The organism is Streptomyces sp. NBC_00557, from assembly GCF_036345995.1.
Classification (GTDB): domain Bacteria; phylum Actinomycetota; class Actinomycetes; order Streptomycetales; family Streptomycetaceae; genus Streptomyces.
This window is the reverse complement of sequence record NZ_CP107796.1, coordinates 735,558-751,311: the sequence shown is the minus strand read 5'-3', so window position 1 is coordinate 751,311 and position 15,754 is coordinate 735,558. Positions and strand designations below refer to the sequence as shown.

Annotated in this window: 12 protein-coding genes; 5 read left to right on the top strand and 7 right to left on the bottom strand. The window is 74.1% G+C overall.

The window, feature by feature from the left end; genetic code table 11:
• The first annotated feature begins 25 nt into the window (after positions 1 to 25).
• The 3 genes from efeB to OG956_RS02680 all read left to right on the top strand — a co-directional run bounded on the left by efeB (position 26) and on the right by OG956_RS02680 (position 3,110).
• Positions 26 to 1,297 (top strand): iron uptake transporter deferrochelatase/peroxidase subunit, encoded by a 1,272-nt coding sequence (efeB, locus tag OG956_RS02690; protein ID WP_330336296.1) that lies wholly within the window; start codon positions 26 to 28, stop codon positions 1,295 to 1,297.
• Between the two features lie 99 nt (positions 1,298 to 1,396).
• Positions 1,397 to 2,548, top strand: coding sequence for a HoxN/HupN/NixA family nickel/cobalt transporter (locus OG956_RS02685; RefSeq protein ID WP_330336295.1), 1,152 nt, complete (start codon positions 1,397 to 1,399; stop codon positions 2,546 to 2,548).
• An 85-nt stretch (positions 2,549 to 2,633) separates the two neighbouring features.
• The gene (locus OG956_RS02680) at positions 2,634 to 3,110 is read left to right on the top strand and encodes a DUF5709 domain-containing protein (RefSeq protein ID WP_330336294.1); all 477 of its coding nucleotides are present in this window, start codon (positions 2,634 to 2,636) and stop codon (positions 3,108 to 3,110) included.
• 170 nt (positions 3,111 to 3,280) lie between these two features.
• Here OG956_RS02680 and OG956_RS02675 read toward each other — a convergent pair whose 3' ends face one another.
• Together OG956_RS02675 and OG956_RS02670 are read right to left on the bottom strand one after the other, a co-directional pair.
• Positions 3,281 to 3,745, bottom strand: a complete 465-nt coding sequence (locus tag OG956_RS02675) for an STAS domain-containing protein (protein WP_330342713.1) — start codon at positions 3,743 to 3,745, stop codon at positions 3,281 to 3,283.
• Between the two features lie 551 nt (positions 3,746 to 4,296).
• Complete coding sequence (locus OG956_RS02670) at positions 4,297 to 4,503, bottom strand: hypothetical protein (protein ID WP_330336293.1); 207 nt, start codon at positions 4,501 to 4,503, stop codon at positions 4,297 to 4,299.
• Between the two features lie 153 nt (positions 4,504 to 4,656).
• On the opposite strand from OG956_RS02670, the gene OG956_RS02665 reads away from it, so the two are divergent.
• Together OG956_RS02665 and OG956_RS02660 are read left to right on the top strand one after the other, a co-directional pair.
• A complete protein-coding gene (locus OG956_RS02665; RefSeq protein ID WP_330336292.1) occupies positions 4,657 to 6,498 on the top strand; it encodes a glycoside hydrolase family 15 protein in 1,842 nt (613 codons plus the stop codon).
• Positions 6,499 to 6,589: 91 nt separating this feature from the next.
• A complete protein-coding gene (locus OG956_RS02660; protein WP_330336291.1) occupies positions 6,590 to 6,820 on the top strand; it encodes a hypothetical protein in 231 nt (76 codons plus the stop codon).
• Between the two features lie 152 nt (positions 6,821 to 6,972).
• Here the strand turns inward: OG956_RS02660 and OG956_RS02655 are convergent, their stop codons facing one another.
• The 5 genes from OG956_RS02655 to OG956_RS02635 form a co-directional block, all read right to left on the bottom strand.
• The gene (locus OG956_RS02655) at positions 6,973 to 9,711 is read right to left on the bottom strand and encodes a SpoIIE family protein phosphatase (RefSeq protein WP_330336290.1); all 2,739 of its coding nucleotides are present in this window, start codon (positions 9,709 to 9,711) and stop codon (positions 6,973 to 6,975) included.
• 87 nt (positions 9,712 to 9,798) lie between these two features.
• A complete protein-coding gene (locus OG956_RS02650) occupies positions 9,799 to 12,309 on the bottom strand; it encodes a SpoIIE family protein phosphatase (RefSeq protein ID WP_330336289.1) in 2,511 nt (836 codons plus the stop codon).
• Between the two features lie 702 nt (positions 12,310 to 13,011).
• On the bottom strand, positions 13,012 to 13,299 hold the full coding sequence (locus OG956_RS02645) for a DUF1232 domain-containing protein (RefSeq protein ID WP_330336288.1): 288 nt from the start codon (positions 13,297 to 13,299) through the stop codon (positions 13,012 to 13,014).
• A 5-nt stretch (positions 13,300 to 13,304) separates the two neighbouring features.
• Positions 13,305 to 14,561 carry a hypothetical protein gene (locus OG956_RS02640; RefSeq protein WP_330336287.1) on the bottom strand — a complete coding sequence of 419 codons (1,257 nt, stop codon included), beginning with the start codon at positions 14,559 to 14,561 and terminating at the stop codon, positions 13,305 to 13,307.
• 607 nt (positions 14,562 to 15,168) lie between these two features.
• Entirely contained in the window at positions 15,169 to 15,720 is a 552-nt protein-coding gene (locus OG956_RS02635; protein WP_330336286.1) for a DinB family protein, read from the bottom strand.
• Positions 15,721 to 15,754 lie beyond the last annotated feature (34 nt).

Here is a 15,754-nt window from a genome sequence, read left to right as displayed (position 1 = left end):
CGAACACCCCGAAGGGAACCCCGCCATGTCCCCTGCCGAACCGTCGGCCTGCCCCGTCGGCCCCGCCCGCCGCTCCTTCGTGCGGACCGCGCTGGGCGCCGGCGCCGCCGGAGCGGTCCTGGCCGGCGGCGGCTTCGCCCTCGGCGAGGCCGGAGGCACGGCCCAGGCCCAGAGCAGCGGCCCGGACGGCTCGGCCAGGGTCCCCTTCCACGGCGCCCACCAGGCCGGCATCATCACCCCGGCCCCGGCCGCCGCCACCTTCGTCTCGCTGAACGTCATCGCCGACGACCGCAAGGGCCTGATCGACCTGCTGAAGACCATCACCGAGCGGGCCCGCTTCCTCACCTCCGGCGGCACCCCCACCGACCTGGGCGTCGGCGCGCCGCCCTCCGACAACGGCATCCTCGGCCCCGAGGTCCCCGCCGACGGCCTGACGGTCACCGTCGGCGTCGGCGCCTCCCTTTTCGACGACCGCTACGGACTCGCCAAGGCCCGGCCGGCCCGGCTCACCCCGATGCGGACCTTCCCCAACGACAACCTGAACCCGGCCGAGTGCCACGGTGATCTGTCGCTGCAGATCTGCGCGCAGAGCCAGGACACCGTGCTGCACGCGCTGCGTGACATCGCCCGCCACACCCGCGGCGGCATGCAGATCAAGTGGCGCATCGACGGCTTCCAGAACGCCCCGCGCCCCACCGGCGCCCAGCGCAACCTGCTCGGCTTCAAGGACGGCATCGCCAACCCCGACGTCACCTCCGCGCGCGAGACGAACAAGCTGATCTGGGTCGGCGACGGCCAGGGCGAGCCCGCCTGGACCAAGGGCGGCAGCTACCAGGTCATCCGGATCATCCGGATGCTGGTCGAGTTCTGGGACCGGGTCTCGCTCACCGAGCAGGAGAAGATGTTCGGCCGCCGCAAGGACACCGGCGCCCCGCTCGACGGGGCCAAGGAGACCGACGTCCCCAACTACGCCAAGGACCCGCACGGCACCGCCATCCCCCTCGACGCCCACATCCGCCTCGCCAACCCGCGCACGCCCGAGACCGACAGCTCCCGCATCCTGCGCCGCGGCTACAACTACGACCGCGGCGTGGACAACGTCGGCAACCTCGACATGGGCCTGGTCTTCTGCTGCTACCAGCAGGACGTCAAGCGCCAGTTCGAGGCGGTGCAGACCCGGCTGATCGACGAGCCCCTGGTGGACTACATCTCCCCGACGGGCGGCGGTTACTTCTTCGCCCTTCCCGGCGTCCGGGACCACGGGGACTGGCTGGGCCGGGGCATGTTCGCCGCCTGAGCCCCCGCCGCGTTATTGCGCATAGGTTGCAAGTACGGTTGGATGGCACAAGGCTGTGCTGCGCAGCCGTACCCGCACCCGCGAAGGAAGATCCACCCGATGACGGCCGCCCCCGGTTCCGCTCCGTCCCTGCCCGCCCAGGCCGACGCCACGCGCTCGGCCTGGCATCGCGTCCGCGCCTCCATGACGCGGCAGGAGTGGACGAGGGTCGGCGGGATGGCGGCCTTCGTACTCGCCCTGCACATCATCGGCTGGGGCACCCTGGTCGGCATCATCGCGCCCCAGCACTTCAGCGTCGGCACCCAGACCTTCGGCATAGGCATCGGCGTCACCGCCTACACCCTCGGCATGCGGCACGCCTTCGACGCCGACCACATCGCGGCGATCGACAACACCACCCGGAAGCTGATGGGCGAGGGGCAGCGGCCGCTGTCGGTCGGCTTCTGGTTCTCCCTCGGCCACTCCAGCATCGTCTTCGGCCTCTCCCTGCTGCTCTCGCTCGGCCTGAAGACCCTCGCCGGACCGGTCGAGAACGACAACTCGCACCTGCACGAGGTCACCGGCCTGATCGGCACGACCGTCTCCGGCACCTTCCTCTACCTCATCGCCGGCATCAACCTCGTGATCCTCGCCGGTATCTGGAAGGTCTTCCGGCAGATGCGCTCCGGCGCCTACGACGAGGCCGCCCTGGAGCAGCAGCTGAACAACCGCGGCTTCATGAACCGCCTGCTCGGCCGGGTCACCGGCTCGATCCGCAAGCCGTGGCAGATGTACCCGCTGGGCCTGCTGTTCGGCCTGGGCTTCGACACCGCCACCGAGATCGCCCTGCTGGTCCTCGCCGGCTCCGGCGCCGCCTCCGGCCTGCCCTGGTACGCCATCCTGTGCCTGCCGGTGCTCTTCGCCGCGGGCATGTCCCTGCTGGACACCATCGACGGCTCGTTCATGAACTTCGCCTACGAATGGGCGTTCTCCAAGCCGGTCCGCAAGGTCTACTACAACCTCACCATCACCGGCCTGTCCATCGCCGTCGCCCTGATCATCGGCACCGTCGAACTCCTCGGCCTGCTCGCCGACAAGCTCGGTCTGCACGGCGCGTTCTGGGACTGGATCTCCGGCCTCGACCTCAACGTGGTCGGCTTCGTCATCGTCGGCCTGTTCTTCGCCACCTGGGCGATCGCCCTGCTCGTGTGGAAGGCGGGCCGCATCGAGGAGAAGTGGTCGGCGGGCCTGGCCGAACAGTCCGCCGACTGAGCCGATCGCCGCCCGGCGGGGTTAGCCGCCCGGCTGCGGGAAACCCCGGACGGGGACAGGCCCGCGAGCCACGAGGGAGGCGACCATGAGCGACCAGCAGCCCGAGCAGACCCCGATGGCGGACGACGCCTACCAGCCCACCGGCACCAACGAGGAACAGGAGGACGCCGGCCCCCTGGACCTGCAGGACGCGGTGGACGAGCGCACCTACGACGACGTCCTCGACGAGGGCTACTCCCCGCCGGAGCGCCCCCTGGGCGTCACCAAGCAGGGCACCACCGCCGCCGAGCAGCACGCGGGGGAGACCCTGGACGAACGCCTCGCCCAGGAAGTCCCCGACGCGCAGCCGCCGGCCGGCGACGACATCGGCGACCTCCCCGGCGGCGAGGGCGAGCCGGTCGACCCCGAGGCGGGCGGGGCACGGGCGGGCCGCCTGGTCGCTCCCGACGAGGGCGCGCACACCGACACCACGAAGGAAGAGGTCGCCCGGGACGTCGGCATCGACGGCGGAGCGGCGGGCGCGGAAGAGGCCGCGGTGCACGTGGTGGACGAAGAGACGTGACCCCCAGCCCCTCCGACCGGCGGTGCCGGCCCCGCCAAGGGGCGCGGCGCCGTCTTCGATGTGTGGCCGCCCGCGGGGCGCGACCGGCCCAGCCGAAGCCGCTGAGGGGTGAGGCGGGGGCCTGAAGAACGGCCGGTGCGGAAGGCGCAAGGCGCCGCGGCTCCCTCGGCTCAAGACGGTGGGGTGTGGAAGCATTCCGGGCGACCGGTGCGTCTTCGTGGGGAGGTGGCGCCCGGTGACATTCCGGCCTTCGGCGAGGGGGCAGTGGCCGGGTCCGGGTGCTGCGGCTCGGTGGGCGACGGGTCTGGCGGCGGGAACAGTTCCTGGGCTCCGAGAAGGGTCAGCAGCCTGTCGACGATCGGGCTGCGGGCGCCGAGCGCGACGGTCTTGCCCTGGCTGAGGGCACGCCGGCGCAGCTCCAGCAGGACGCCCAGGCCGGCGCAGTCACAGAAGTCCAGCTCGCTCAGGTCCAGGTCGAGGCCGCGGTCGGACATGGCGAGCGCTTTGTGCAGGTCGTGGCGGAGGCAGTTCCCGGAGTCGAGGTCCAGCTCGCCCACGATCCGGACGAGGACCCGGTCCCGGCGCGGCGTGTACGAGGCGGCAGCCGAGCCGGTCGCGGGCGGCCGGCCCGGGATCCCTCTGCTGCGCGCGCAGGAGAAGGCGGACCCGCTGACGAGCCGGGCCCGGTGGGTGAAGCAGGCATCGGCCTGACCGTGGCCTCCCTGATGTCGCTGCTCGTCCGGGACGAGGAGGCCCGATCCGGCCGGTCTCCCTCGGCCCGCGTGACCGTGTGACGGTCGCGGCCGGGCGCAGGGCGAGTCACGGAGTCCGCTCGGGCCCGGCCCGGCTGCCTCAGGCTGCCTGGCACGCGCGGCGCGTACGGGCTGGGCGCCGGCCCCGTAGCGTTGCGTGAAGCTGTGGCAGTGGGCAGGAGTCGACCTGGTCCGAGGAGCCAGGCCGACGCGGAAGCCGTGCGGAGCGGGTCGTCGGCGCCCGGGCGGCGGTCGACGTCCGAGTCAGGAACGCCCGTGCCGGGTGGGGCGACCGCACCCGGTCACCGTCAGTACCGTCGCGTTCACAGCCTCCCGGGGCGTTTCGGCACGCGCGAGTCCGGGCGGGCGCCCCTCCGGACGGCCCGCCCTGCCCCGGGCATGAGCCCCCCGTTTGTTCCTGTCCCCGGACCGCCCTACGGCATCAGCCTCTCGATGGCTGTCGGGCCCTCCTTCTCCATCTTGCGGCGGGCCCACTCGAGGTTCTTCGGGGTGACGTCCCTGCCCGCCGCCATCACCAGGTCCTCCGGGGTGACGTCCCTGGAGGGAGCGGAGTGGAGCAGGGCGTCCGGGGTGCAGTGGTCGTCGGACGACCGGGATTCCTCGGGCTTGATGGTCGACATGATGCCTCCTCCTCGGTCCGGATGACCGCATCCGCGCCGGTGCCGCCGAATGGGGCACACTCTCACCATTCCCCGCAGCGCCTTCCCACGCCACCGGAGACCACTCGCTCCTAAGCTGGAAAACATCTCGCACCGCTCACCGGGAGGCCGCACATGGCCGAGAGCCCGTTTCCCGCGGAGGCCCGCCTCCGGTCCCGCTATCTGCCGATCGCCGAGCACGGACTCATCGGCGACCTGCGCACCGTGGCCCTGGTCGGCTCGAACGGCACGATCGACTGGTACTGCTGTCCGTCCTTCGACGCGCCCAGCGTCTTCGCGGCCATCCTCGACGCCGACCGCGGCGGCCGTTTCGAGCTGTCCGCCACCGTGCCGGCGCGGACCAAGCAGTTCTACTTCCCCGACACCAACGTGCTGATCACCCGGTTCTTCACCGAGGACGGCGTGGGCGAGGTGCAGGACTTCATGCCGGTGACCTCCGACGGCGCGGGCGAGGCGGGCCGGCACCGGCTGATCCGGCGCGTGGTCTGCGTGCGCGGCACCGTCCCGTTCCGGGTGCTGGTCGCCCCGCGGTTCGGCTACGGCGCGGAGCCGCACACCCTGCGCACCCTCGCCGGCACCACCGTCTTCGAGTCCGCCCACGAGGCGCTCGCGCTGACCTCCACCGTCGACGTGGAGTGCGACGGCCCCGACGTGCGCGCCGACTTCAAACTCGGCGAGGGCGAGACGGCCGTGTTCGCCGTCGACCGGGTCGGCGGCGAGATCGCTCCCCGCGGCTGCGCCCTGATCGAGGCCGAGCACGCGTTCAACGCCACGGTCGCCTACTGGCGGCGCTGGCTGCACCAGTCCCGCTACCGGGGCCGCTGGCGCGAGATGGTGCACCGCTCCGCCCTGACCCTGAAACTGCTCACCTACGCGCCCACCGGCGCCATCGTCGCCGCCCCCACCGCCAGCCTGCCCGAGCAGCTCGGCGGGGAACGCAACTGGGACTACCGCTATGTGTGGGTGCGGGACGCCGCCTTCGCCGTCTACGCGCTGCTCAGGCTCGGCTTCACCGGTGAGGCCGAGGCCTTCATGCGCTTCCTGACCACGCACGTCAGCCCCTGCGACACCACGGGCGGCGCCGCGCCGCTGCAGATCATGTACGGCATCGACGGCCGCGCCGACCTGCCCGAGCGGGTGCTGCCGCACCTGGAGGGCCATCTCGGCTCCGCGCCGGTCCGCGTCGGCAACGCCGCCGCCGGCCAGCTCCAGCTGGACATCTACGGCGCCCTCATCGACTCGATCTACCTCTACGACAAGTGGGCCGAGCCGATCTCCAGCGGCCAGTGGGACGACGTGTGCCGCCTGGTGGACTGGGTGTGCGAGCACTGGGACCAGCCCGACGAGGGCGTGTGGGAGACCCGCGGCGGACGCAGGAACTTCACGTACTCGCGGCTGATGTGCTGGGTCGCGATCGAGCGGGCCATGCGCCTGGCCCGCCGCCGCGGGCTGCCCGCCGACCTGCTCCGCTGGGGACAGGTCCGCGACACGATCTACCGGCGGATCATGGACCGCGGCTGGTCCGGACGGCGCGGCGCCTTCGTCCAGTACGAGGGCGGCGACGTGCTGGACGCCTCCCTGCTGATGATGCCGCTCGCCAAGTTCATCGCACCGACCGACCCCAAGTGGCTGTCCACCCTGGACGCCCTCACCGAGGACCTGGTCTCCGACTCCCTCGTCTACCGCTACGACCCGCAGACCAGCCCCGACGGGCTGCGCGGCGACGAGGGCACCTTCTCCATCTGCTCCTTCTGGTACGTCGAGGCCCTGGTCCGGGCCGGCCGGCTCGACGAGGCCCGGCTGGCCTTCGAGAAGATGCTCACCTACGCCAACCACCTCGGCCTGTACGCCGAGGAGATCGGCCGAACCGGCGAGCAACAGGGCAACTTCCCGCAGGCGTTCACCCATCTGTCCCTGATCAGCGCCGCCTTCAACCTCGACCGCGCCCTCGGCTGAGCCGCCGGGCGGTGTGCCGCCCGGGGGCACGGGTACCCGGGAGTCTCCGCAAGGAGAACGACGCAGGGTCGACAGAAGGAGGAGACCCCGGATGACCAGCACCAGCGAGACCGGCGGGGTCACGGGTACCCGCGACAAGAACTACGACCTGATCTGGTACGTCGAGTCGTGCCTGGACAACGCCCTTCGCCTGGAGACGTACATCCAGGACGCCGAGCGCGACCACGACGACGAGGTCATGGAGCTGTTCCGCAAGGCCCAGGCCGACAGCCGCAAGGGCGCCGAAATGGGCAAGGAGCTGCTGCGCTCGCGGCTGAGCTGACCGCCGTACGCCGCTCGGGCGAAGCGGCGATCCGGGACGGGGCCCGGCGGACCGCACACGCGCCCGGTCACCGCGCGGCAGGCATCCCCTGACGGCCTGCGAGCGCGGCGACCGGCGCAGGCTGCCGTCCGCCGGGCCCTCGTCGTGCGGGCCTACGGCAAGGGCTGCTCCGCCCAGATGACCTTGCCTTCGGGGGTGTAGCGGGTGCCCCAGCGCTCGGCGAGCTGCGCCACCAGGAACAGACCCCGGCCGCCCTCGTCGGTCGTCGCCGCGTACCGCAGATGCGGCGAGGTGGTGCTGCGGTCGGAGACCTCGCAGATCAGCGTGCGGTCGCGCAGCAGCCGTACCCCGATCGGGCCGCGCCCGTGGCGGATGGCGTTGGTGACCAGCTCGCTCAGGACCAGCTCGGTCGTGAAGACCAGATCCTCCAGCTCCCAGTCGGTGAGCTGCCGGGTCACCGCGGACCTGATCCGGGAGACCGCCGCCGGATCCGACGGCACCTGCCACTGGGCGACCCGGTCGTCGCCCAGCCCCCGGGTCTGGGCGACGATCAGCGCGACGTCGTCGCTCGGCCGGGCCGGCAGCCGGTCCAGCACCGCACGGCAGGTGTCCTCCGCCGAGGCCCCCGCGGTGCCGCGCAACGCTTCGCTCAGCAACTCCAGCCCCACGTCGATGTCCCGTTCGCGGTCCTCCACCAGCCCGTCGGTGTACAGCACCAGCCGGCTGCCCTCCGCCAGCTCCAGCTCGGCCGTCTCGAAGGGCAGCCCGCCCAGCCCCAGCGGCGGCCCCGCCGGGACGTCCGGGAACTCCACCCGGCCGTCGGGATGCACCAGCGCGGGCGGCGGATGGCCGGCCCGGGCGAGACTGCAGCACCGGGAGACCGGGTCGTACACCGCGTACAGGCAGGTCGCTCCGGTGATCGCCGCCGAGCCGTCGGCGGCGGTCTCGTCCTGGTCGATCCGGCCCACCAACTCGTCCAGCAGGCCGAGGAGTTCGTCGGGCGGCAGGTCCAGCGCGGAGAAGTTGTGCACCGCCGTGCGCAGCCGGCCCATGGTGGCCGCCGCGTGCAGTCCGTGCCCCACCACGTCCCCCACCACCAGGGCCACCCGTGCGCCGGACAGCGGCAGGACGTCGAACCAGTCGCCGCCCACCCCGGCCTGCGCCGGCAGATAGCGGTAGGCGATGTCCAGCGCCCGCTGCTCGGGCAGGGAGCGCGGCAGCAGGCTGCGCTGCAACGTGACCGCCATGCTGTGCTCACGGGTGTACCGGCGGGCGTTGTCGATGGACACCGCCGCCCGCGCGACCAGCTCCTCGGCGAGCGCCAGGTCCTCGGCGTCGAACGGCTGCGGCTTCTCCGCACGCCAGAAGTTCGCCAGGCCCAGCACGAGGTTGCCCGCCCGCAGCGGCACCGTGATCAGCGAGTGGATGCCGTACTCCAGGACCCTGGCGGTACGCTCCGGGTGCTGTGCCCGCCAGCCGGGCGCGTCGCGCAGCACCGGCTCGAGGACCGACTGCCCGGTGGTCAGACCGCGGGCCTGCGGCGAGGCGGGCACGAACCGGATCCGCTCCCCGACCGGGTACAGCGGGGAGTCCTTGCGGATGCCGGCGCAGGCGGTGCGGCGCAGCGCGGTGCCCGGTTTGGGCTCCTCGCCCTGCAGGACCGCGTCGAACAGGTCCACGGTCACGAAGTCGGCGAACCGCGGCACGGCCAGCTCGGCCAGTTCCTCGGCGGTGCGGGTCACGTCCAGGCTGGTGCCGATGCCCACCCCGGCGTCGTACAGCATGTTCAGCCGCTCCCGGGCCACCTCCGCGCGGCCGGACAGGGCCCGCAGCTCGGTGGAGTCGCGCAGCGTGGTGACACTGCCGGCCGGGCCGCCGCGCAGATCGGTGGGGCGCTGGTTGATCGCCAGCAGGCGGTCCTTGACCAGGTGCACCTCGTCGGTGGCCACCCGGCCCGAGGCCAGCAGCGCCGCCGTCTCCTCGTCGAGACCCAGCTCCAGCACGCTGCGCCGCTCGGCGTCCTCCGGCAGGTCCAGCAGGCGGCGCGCCTCGTCGTTGGCGAGCAGCAGCCTGCCGTCGGCGCCGACGATCAGCACGCCCTCGCGGACCGCGTGCAGCACCGCGTCGTGGTGCTCGTACATCCGGGTCATCTCGTACGGCCCGAGACCGTGCGTCTGGCGCAGCAGCCGCCTGCTGACCAGGGCCGTGCCCGCGGTGGCCAGCGCCAGCGCCACCGCCGCCGCCGTGAGCAGCAGGGGCAGTATCTGCTCGGCGGCCCCGCCCACGTGCTCCGTGGTGATCCCGGCCGACACCAGGCCCACCACCTTGCCCGAGGCGTCCTTCACCGGCACCACGACCTGCACCAGCGGACCGATCGTCCCGGTGACGTGCTCGACGACCGTGCCCCCGGCCACCGCGGGGCCGATGGTGCCGACGAACTTCTTGCCGATCCGGTCCGGTTTCGGGTGCGTGTAGCGGATGCCCTTGGTGTTCATCACGACGATGAAGTCCACGCCGGTCGCCTTGCGGGCCGCCTCCGCGCGCGGCTGCAGCACGGCGGTGGGATCCGCGGAGCGCAGCGCGGCCACCGTGCCGGGCGCGTTCGCGAACGTCTGGGCGACCGCGAGCGAACGGTTCTGTGCCTCCAGGTCGCTGTCGTGCCGGACCTGGAGCACCTGCGACACCACCGCCGCGACGATCAGCAGCAGCACGATCACCACTTGGAGGAGGAACACCTGTCCGGCGACGCTGCGCCCGGTCAGCACCGACCGCAGTACACCACGCCTGCCGCCGCTGCCGTCCGAGTCCCGCGGCGGCCGGCTCTGCGATGCGCGCGGCGGCCCGGAGGAACGGGGCGGCCGTGTCTCATTCCGGCCAGGCAGTCGCACCATGTGCCCATGTCTACACTGCCCGGCGCGCTCGGGCGAGACCGTCGCCCGAGGTGACTGCGCCGATCGGCGCGGCGCAGCGCGGCGCGGTCAGCGGCGGCGTGCCGGGGCCGAGCGCCGGGCGGCGAGCAGCAGCGCCACGTCGTCGGGGCGGTCCGTGGCGCGCCGGGCCTCGGCCGTGAGCCGGTCGGCGACCCCGGCCAGCGACCGCCCGCCCCGCCGCCCGCGCGCGGCGCCGGCCGTGGCGAGCGCCTGCCGCAGCGCGGCGATGCCCTCGTCGATGTCCGTGCCCGGCCGCTCCACCAGGCCGTCCGTGTAGAGGGCGAGGATCTCGTCGGGCTCCAGCAGCAGCTCGGCCACCGGGTACCGGGCGTACGGGTCCACGCCGAGGACGACACCGCCGGGGACGTCCAGCAGCCGGGTCTGCCCGTCGCGGCACCGCAGCAGCGGCGGCGGATGCCCGGCACGGGCGATGCGGGCGCGGCCGGTCGCAGGGTCGAGGCGCAGATAGCAGCAGCTGGCGAACTGACCGGGATCGAGGTCGGTCAGCAGGCGGTTGGTGCCCGCCATCACCTCGTCCGGCGGCCGGTCGCCCAGCGCGAACGCCCGTACGGCGCTGCGCAGCTGCCCCATGGTCGCCGCCGCCTGCACCCCGTGCCCCTGCACGTCGCCGATCACCAGGGCGAGTCCGTCGCCCGCCTCCACGACGTCGTACCAGTCACCGCCCACGTCCATGCCCTGGGTGCCGGGCAGATACCGGCCCGCGGTCTCCACCAGCGGATGCGTGGACAGCCGGTGCGGCAGCAGCGCCTGCTGCAGGCCGCGGGCGACGGCCGCCTCGCTGTCGTAGCGCTGCGCCCGCTCCATGGCGTGCGCGATCAGCCCGGCGAGCGCGGTGAGCACCGTGCGCTCCTCGGCGCTGAAGCGGCGCGAGCGGTCGAAGCCGAGGATGCACGAGCCGACCGGCCGTCCGGAGGCGATCAGCGGCAGGAAGGCGCGGGCGCCCTCCTCCGCGTCCAGCGGAATGCCCGGATAGGCGGCCGCGATCTGCTGCATCGACTCGAAGAACAGCGGCCGGCCCGTGGTCAGGCACTCCACACCGGGCACGTGCGCGTCGAGGCCGACCCCTTCGAACTGGGTGAGGAACCCCTGCGGGAAGCCGCTCTCCCAGGCGAGATGGAAATGCCGTTCCTGCAGCAGGTAGATGGCGAGGCGCCCGCCGCCGAACGCGGGCAGCAGCTCCTGCACCACCACTGCCGACACCTGCTGGGCGGTCACCGCGTCCGTGAGCGCGACGGCCAGGGAGATCGGCCGGTACAGCGGTGTCAGCGCGCGCCCGGCCGCCACCGGGTCCGAGGGGACGTGCTCCTCCACGGCCGGCTCCAGCTGCCCGTCCATCCGGCCCGCCGGGACGAGCGTGCAGGTCAGCAGGTCCTCGCCGGGGTGCAGCGACACGGCGAGCCAGTCACCCGCACCACTCGCGCCGCCCTCGCCGGCGGGCCGGTGCACACGGAAGTTCACCGGCTCCGGGGACAGCAGGGCCCCGCGCAGGTGGTCGTCGCACGGCGGACCGGCCAGCCACGGCAGCGCTTCCCACAGCGGACGCCCGAGCAGCGACTCCCGGCCCCGGCCGGCGAGCCGGGCGGCGGCCTCGTTGGCGTACACGACCAGCCCGAGCCGGTCCAGGCACAGCACGCCCTGCGGCAGCGGATCGGCCGCGCCGTCCGCGAAGGCGCCGGAACCGGGGGCGACCACCACTCCGGCGACCGGAGCCGGGGCCCCGCCCTCGTCGGCCGGCCACAGATCCAGCAGCCGCGGTGTGCCGTCCGGTGCCCGCAGGCTCAGCGGCGCGAGGGGCGGCTTGCCGGACGCGGTGTCCAGCAGGGCGCTCAGGACCAGGTGGGCTTCGTCCGGGGCCAGCGCCTCCGCGAACGCCGTGTCCGTCCCGTCGAAGCCGCCGGGGCGCAGCCCCAGCAGGTTGTGCAGCCGATCGTCGGCGCGCACCGTGCGGGTGCCGGGATCCCAGCCGAAGCGCGCGACGACGGCCTGCGCGGGCCGGGCCGCGCGCGGCCGCACACACAGCGGCTCGCCGTCCCAGACGACCGCGCCAGGATCGCCGTCGGCGAGTCCGAGCAACTCGGCGCCCAGCCCTTCGGCCAGCCGGGCCGGCAGCTCCCGGTCCATCGGCTCGTCCGCGGTCTCGGCCACCGTCGGGCGCAGCACGGTCAGCACCCCGAGCGGCTCGCTGCCGCCTGGCACCGGCATGTGCACCGACCCGAACGGGAAGGGCAGCACCGCCGCGAACTGCGGATACCGGCGCACCGTCTCGGTGGCGTCCGCCAGCACCACCGGCACGCCGAGGCGGTAGGCGTCGGTGACAGGGAAGGGACGGGCGACGTGCAGCCGCCACCAGGGCCGGAACAACGGCCCCGGCAGTCCGGACAGCACCGCCAGGCGCAGCAGCCCCGGGGAGCGCGACCGCAGATACACGCCCGCCACCCGGCCGCCGGCCACGTCGATCGCCCCGGTCGCGGTACCAGCCAGCAGCTTGGCCAGCCGGGCCCGCGTACGGCTCGTCCGCTCGCCACCGCTGCCGGTCATCGTCCCTGCCTTGTCCCGTGCGCCCGTCGGGTGGGATGACACAGCAAGAATGCGCCAGGGAACCGCGCGACGCACCCGCGGGGACGGAGGAAACGGGGAGAGACGGCCGTGCGGGCGTACGACGGCCGGGCGGGCGCAGGCCGACGGGGCGGGCGCTACGCCGGCCGGGCCGCGCGCACAGGGCGGGGCGGGGCGGCGGCGCGCGCAAGGCGGACGGCGACGGCGGAGACGGCGGCCGGTTTAGGACGGGCGACGGGGGAGTCGGCGGCGGGGTCAGGACGGCGACCGTCGAGACGGCGGCCGGTTTAGGACGGTGACCGGGGGGGGCGGCGGCGGGGTCAGGACGGGCGACGGGGGAGTCGGCGGCGGGGTCAGGACGGCGACCGCCGAGACGGCGGCCGTCTAGGACGGTGACCGGGGAGTCGGCGGCGGGGTCAGGACGGCGACCGCCGAGACGGCGGCCAGTCCAGGACGGCGATCGCCGAGGCGGCGGCCGGTTCAGCAGGAGGCCGGCCGTCGGCTCGGGCGGCCGACTCGTGCGGCGCGGGCCGGCCGGCGCTGCGCCGGAACGCCCAGGAGGCCAGGTGACGCGCGGACGGCGTCGAGGACCCAAGGCCAGGGCGGCGTCGGGGGCGCAGGGATGTCGGGGATGCAGGTGAAGTCCATGCGCATGACTCCCTGGCGACGCCTGCGCCGGGGCGGTCAGGACTCGGTGGGGCCCGGCGGCAGTGGGCGGGCGGTGCGCAGGCTGCGCAGCGCGAGCAGCAGGACCGCGATGTCGTCCAGGTATATGGGGTCGGGCAGCAGGTCGGTGGGAAGCAGCAGATAGGCGACCGCGCCCCAGAACACCCAGCGCGGACCCGTCGGCAGCCCGGCGCGCCGCAGCGTGCGCCGGGTGCGCACCAGCCGGACCAGCACGGCCAGGGCGACGGCGAGCAGGACCGCCGCCACGACGGCGCCGGCCACCAGCAGGGTGGTCGTGGTGTCCACGGCGGCTACGACGCCCGGTCCATGCCGTCGCCGCCCGCTGTCCGCGTCCCGCCGCTCGCCGCCACGGACCGGCCCGGTTCCGGTTCCGGTTCCGGCATGCCCGGTGTGCCGTACGCCTCGCCCACGGCCGCGCCCTGCGGGGCGGGCGCCTGCTGCCGCCGGCCCTTGGCCGTGAACTTCAGCCGCTCGAAGGTCCGGGTCAGCTGCTGCAGCGCACCCCCCGGGGTCCGGGCCTCGGGCCGCTGCTGCGGAAGGGCCGGCGAGGGGACGTCGCGGTAGGCGGCGAGGGCCTCCAGCGCCTGCTCGGCGGCCTCCTTGTACAGGTCACGGGATTTCGTCATGGCCTCCAGCGCCTCGGCGTACCGGGCGACCAGCTGCCGTTCCCGCTCCAGCTCTTCCTGGAGGGTCATCAGGGTCCAGTTCTCGCGGAGGTCGGTCAGCGCCTTGTCGACCTCACGGGGCAGCGGCCGGGGCAGCGCGACGTAGTGCCGCAGGGCCGTGAGCAGCTCGGCGGGCTCGGAGCCGTCCAGGAAGACGTTCCGGACGGTGTGCTCGCGGCTGTCGTAGCCCTCCGGCGCCGGGTCCGGAGGCAGCAGCACCGCACCGCCGCGCGGGACCTCGACGCCGAGGTCCTTCAGCGCCCAGTTGACGGCGCGGAACTGGTGCGGCGCGGCCCGGTGCTCCACCACGCGGTGCCTCAGCCCGGGCGGCAGCAGCCGGGCCAGCGGCAGCTTGCCCCGCTCGTCCGGGGTCATCGCCTCGTGCACGACGACGTTGACGCACCACGCCTCGCGGGCCGTGTCCCGCAGTCTGCGCCGCATCTCCTTGTCGTCCGCGGGAAGCGCGTTGACCTGCCGGAACCGCAGCCCGGCGACCGTGGCGTGATGGTCCCAGGAGCCGTCCTCGCCCACCGCGCCCTCGGGCCAGAACAGCGTCGCCGGCGAGGGCCAGGCCTCGTCCCACGGGCGCTCCGCCTCCGCGACGAGCCGCCACTCGTGCCCCTGCGGCCGGCCCTCCCGGGCCACGAGGGTGAGCCGTGCCCGCACGGTGACCGTGCCGGCGACCCGCCAGCGGGCCTCGAAGATCCGCCGCTGCCCCTCTTCGGACACGGGCGGCTCGGCGAAGTCGTCGATGTCACCGCTGTCCTTGTGCCGGCGCAGGGTGCGGCGGACGACTTCCTCGGGTGCGGGACCGGTGTGACGGCCGCGGGCCGCCCAGAGGGTCTGCGGGACGGTGGCGCGGTCGGTGCTGGAGTTCGACATGGGCCAATCTGCTGATGGGGGCGGGTGCGCCTTCCAGTATCACCGCTCGGCGGACGGCCGGTCGCCCGGCCCCGACGGCGGCGCGTCGCCCTGGTCGCATGCCCGGACACAGGCGGCTTACTCCGCCCCCGTCCGCGCGTCCTGGCGCACATGCGGCGTGGAGCCACCTCCGCGTGCCCCGGAGCGCAGGCCGCGTTCCGTCCCTTCGCCGCCCCGCGCACCGGCGGCACGCCGCCCCCCGCGCGCTCTTGTGTACCGGCCGCACGCCCCCCGCGCCCTCGTGCACCGGCGGCAACGCCGCCGCCTCCCGCGCCCCCGCGCACCGCCGGCCTGCTGCCCCCCGGCCGCCCGCGTTCTCGCGTCCTCGCGTCCTCGCGCACAGGGCGCGCGCCGTGCACCCGGGGTGCGTGCGGCGCGCGTCGGGCGGCCGTCGTTCACACGTGGTCGCGTCCCCGGACGGCCCGCAGAATGGTCCGGCGAACGGGGCCCGCCCGTCCATCCGCTTAGGGGCGGACCCCGTTCACCCGCCGGCCGCGCTCCGGCGTCCGCAACTCGGCCCGGAATGAAGGGGAGCTGCGTCCGTGGGCGGTGGCGCGGGACGGCGGCGTCACACCCCGACGGCGCCGTCGATCCGTTCGCGGATCAGGTCCGCGTGGCCGTTGTGGCGGGCGTACTCCTCGATCATGTGGACGAGCACCCAGCGCAGGGACACCGTGCCCCGCCAGGCGTCGTGGCCCTCGACGCCGAGGTCCGCGGCCTCGGCGACGAACGCCTCCGCGAAGGCGACTTCGGCGTGCCAGGCCTCCCAGGACGCCGCGACGACGCCGGGATCGGGGGCCGCGCCGTCGAAGTCGCCCTCCGGGTCCTGCGGGGAGGAGAAGCGCAGCTCCACGTCCTGCCCGGCGAGCACCGCCCGGAACCAGCGGCGTTCCACGTCGGCCAGGTGCCGGACGAGGCCGAGCAGGGACAGCGAGGACGGGGACACCGACCGCCGGGCCAACTCCGGCCCCAGGCCCGAGCACTTCAGCTTCAGGGTGGCGCGCTGGGCGTCCAGCATCGCCACCAGCATGCTCCGCTCGTCGCCGGTCGCGGGGCCGCTGAACCGGTGCTCGCTGCCGGCGCCGGTGAACAGTTCGATCCGTCGGTCGGGAATCTTCATGCCCACATCATGCTCCGGGAGTCTCTGCCCGATC

Coding starts and splice junctions, on each gene's coding strand:
- OG956_RS02685 (WP_330336295.1), top strand. CDS start 1,397: ATGACGGCCGCCCCCGGTTCCGCTCCGTCCCTGCCCGCCCAGGCCGAC.
- OG956_RS02650 (WP_330336289.1), bottom strand. CDS start 12,309: ATGACCGGCAGCGGTGGCGAGCGGACGAGCCGTACGCGGGCCCGGCTG.
- OG956_RS02680 (WP_330336294.1), top strand. CDS start 2,634: ATGAGCGACCAGCAGCCCGAGCAGACCCCGATGGCGGACGACGCCTAC.
- OG956_RS02635 (WP_330336286.1), bottom strand. CDS start 15,720: ATGAAGATTCCCGACCGACGGATCGAACTGTTCACCGGCGCCGGCAGC.
- OG956_RS02655 (WP_330336290.1), bottom strand. CDS start 9,711: ATGGTGCGACTGCCTGGCCGGAATGAGACACGGCCGCCCCGTTCCTCC.
- OG956_RS02665 (WP_330336292.1), top strand. CDS start 4,657: ATGGCCGAGAGCCCGTTTCCCGCGGAGGCCCGCCTCCGGTCCCGCTAT.
- OG956_RS02670 (WP_330336293.1), bottom strand. CDS start 4,503: ATGTCGACCATCAAGCCCGAGGAATCCCGGTCGTCCGACGACCACTGC.
- OG956_RS02640 (WP_330336287.1), bottom strand. CDS start 14,561: ATGTCGAACTCCAGCACCGACCGCGCCACCGTCCCGCAGACCCTCTGG.
- OG956_RS02660 (WP_330336291.1), top strand. CDS start 6,590: ATGACCAGCACCAGCGAGACCGGCGGGGTCACGGGTACCCGCGACAAG.
- efeB (WP_330336296.1), top strand. CDS start 26: ATGTCCCCTGCCGAACCGTCGGCCTGCCCCGTCGGCCCCGCCCGCCGC.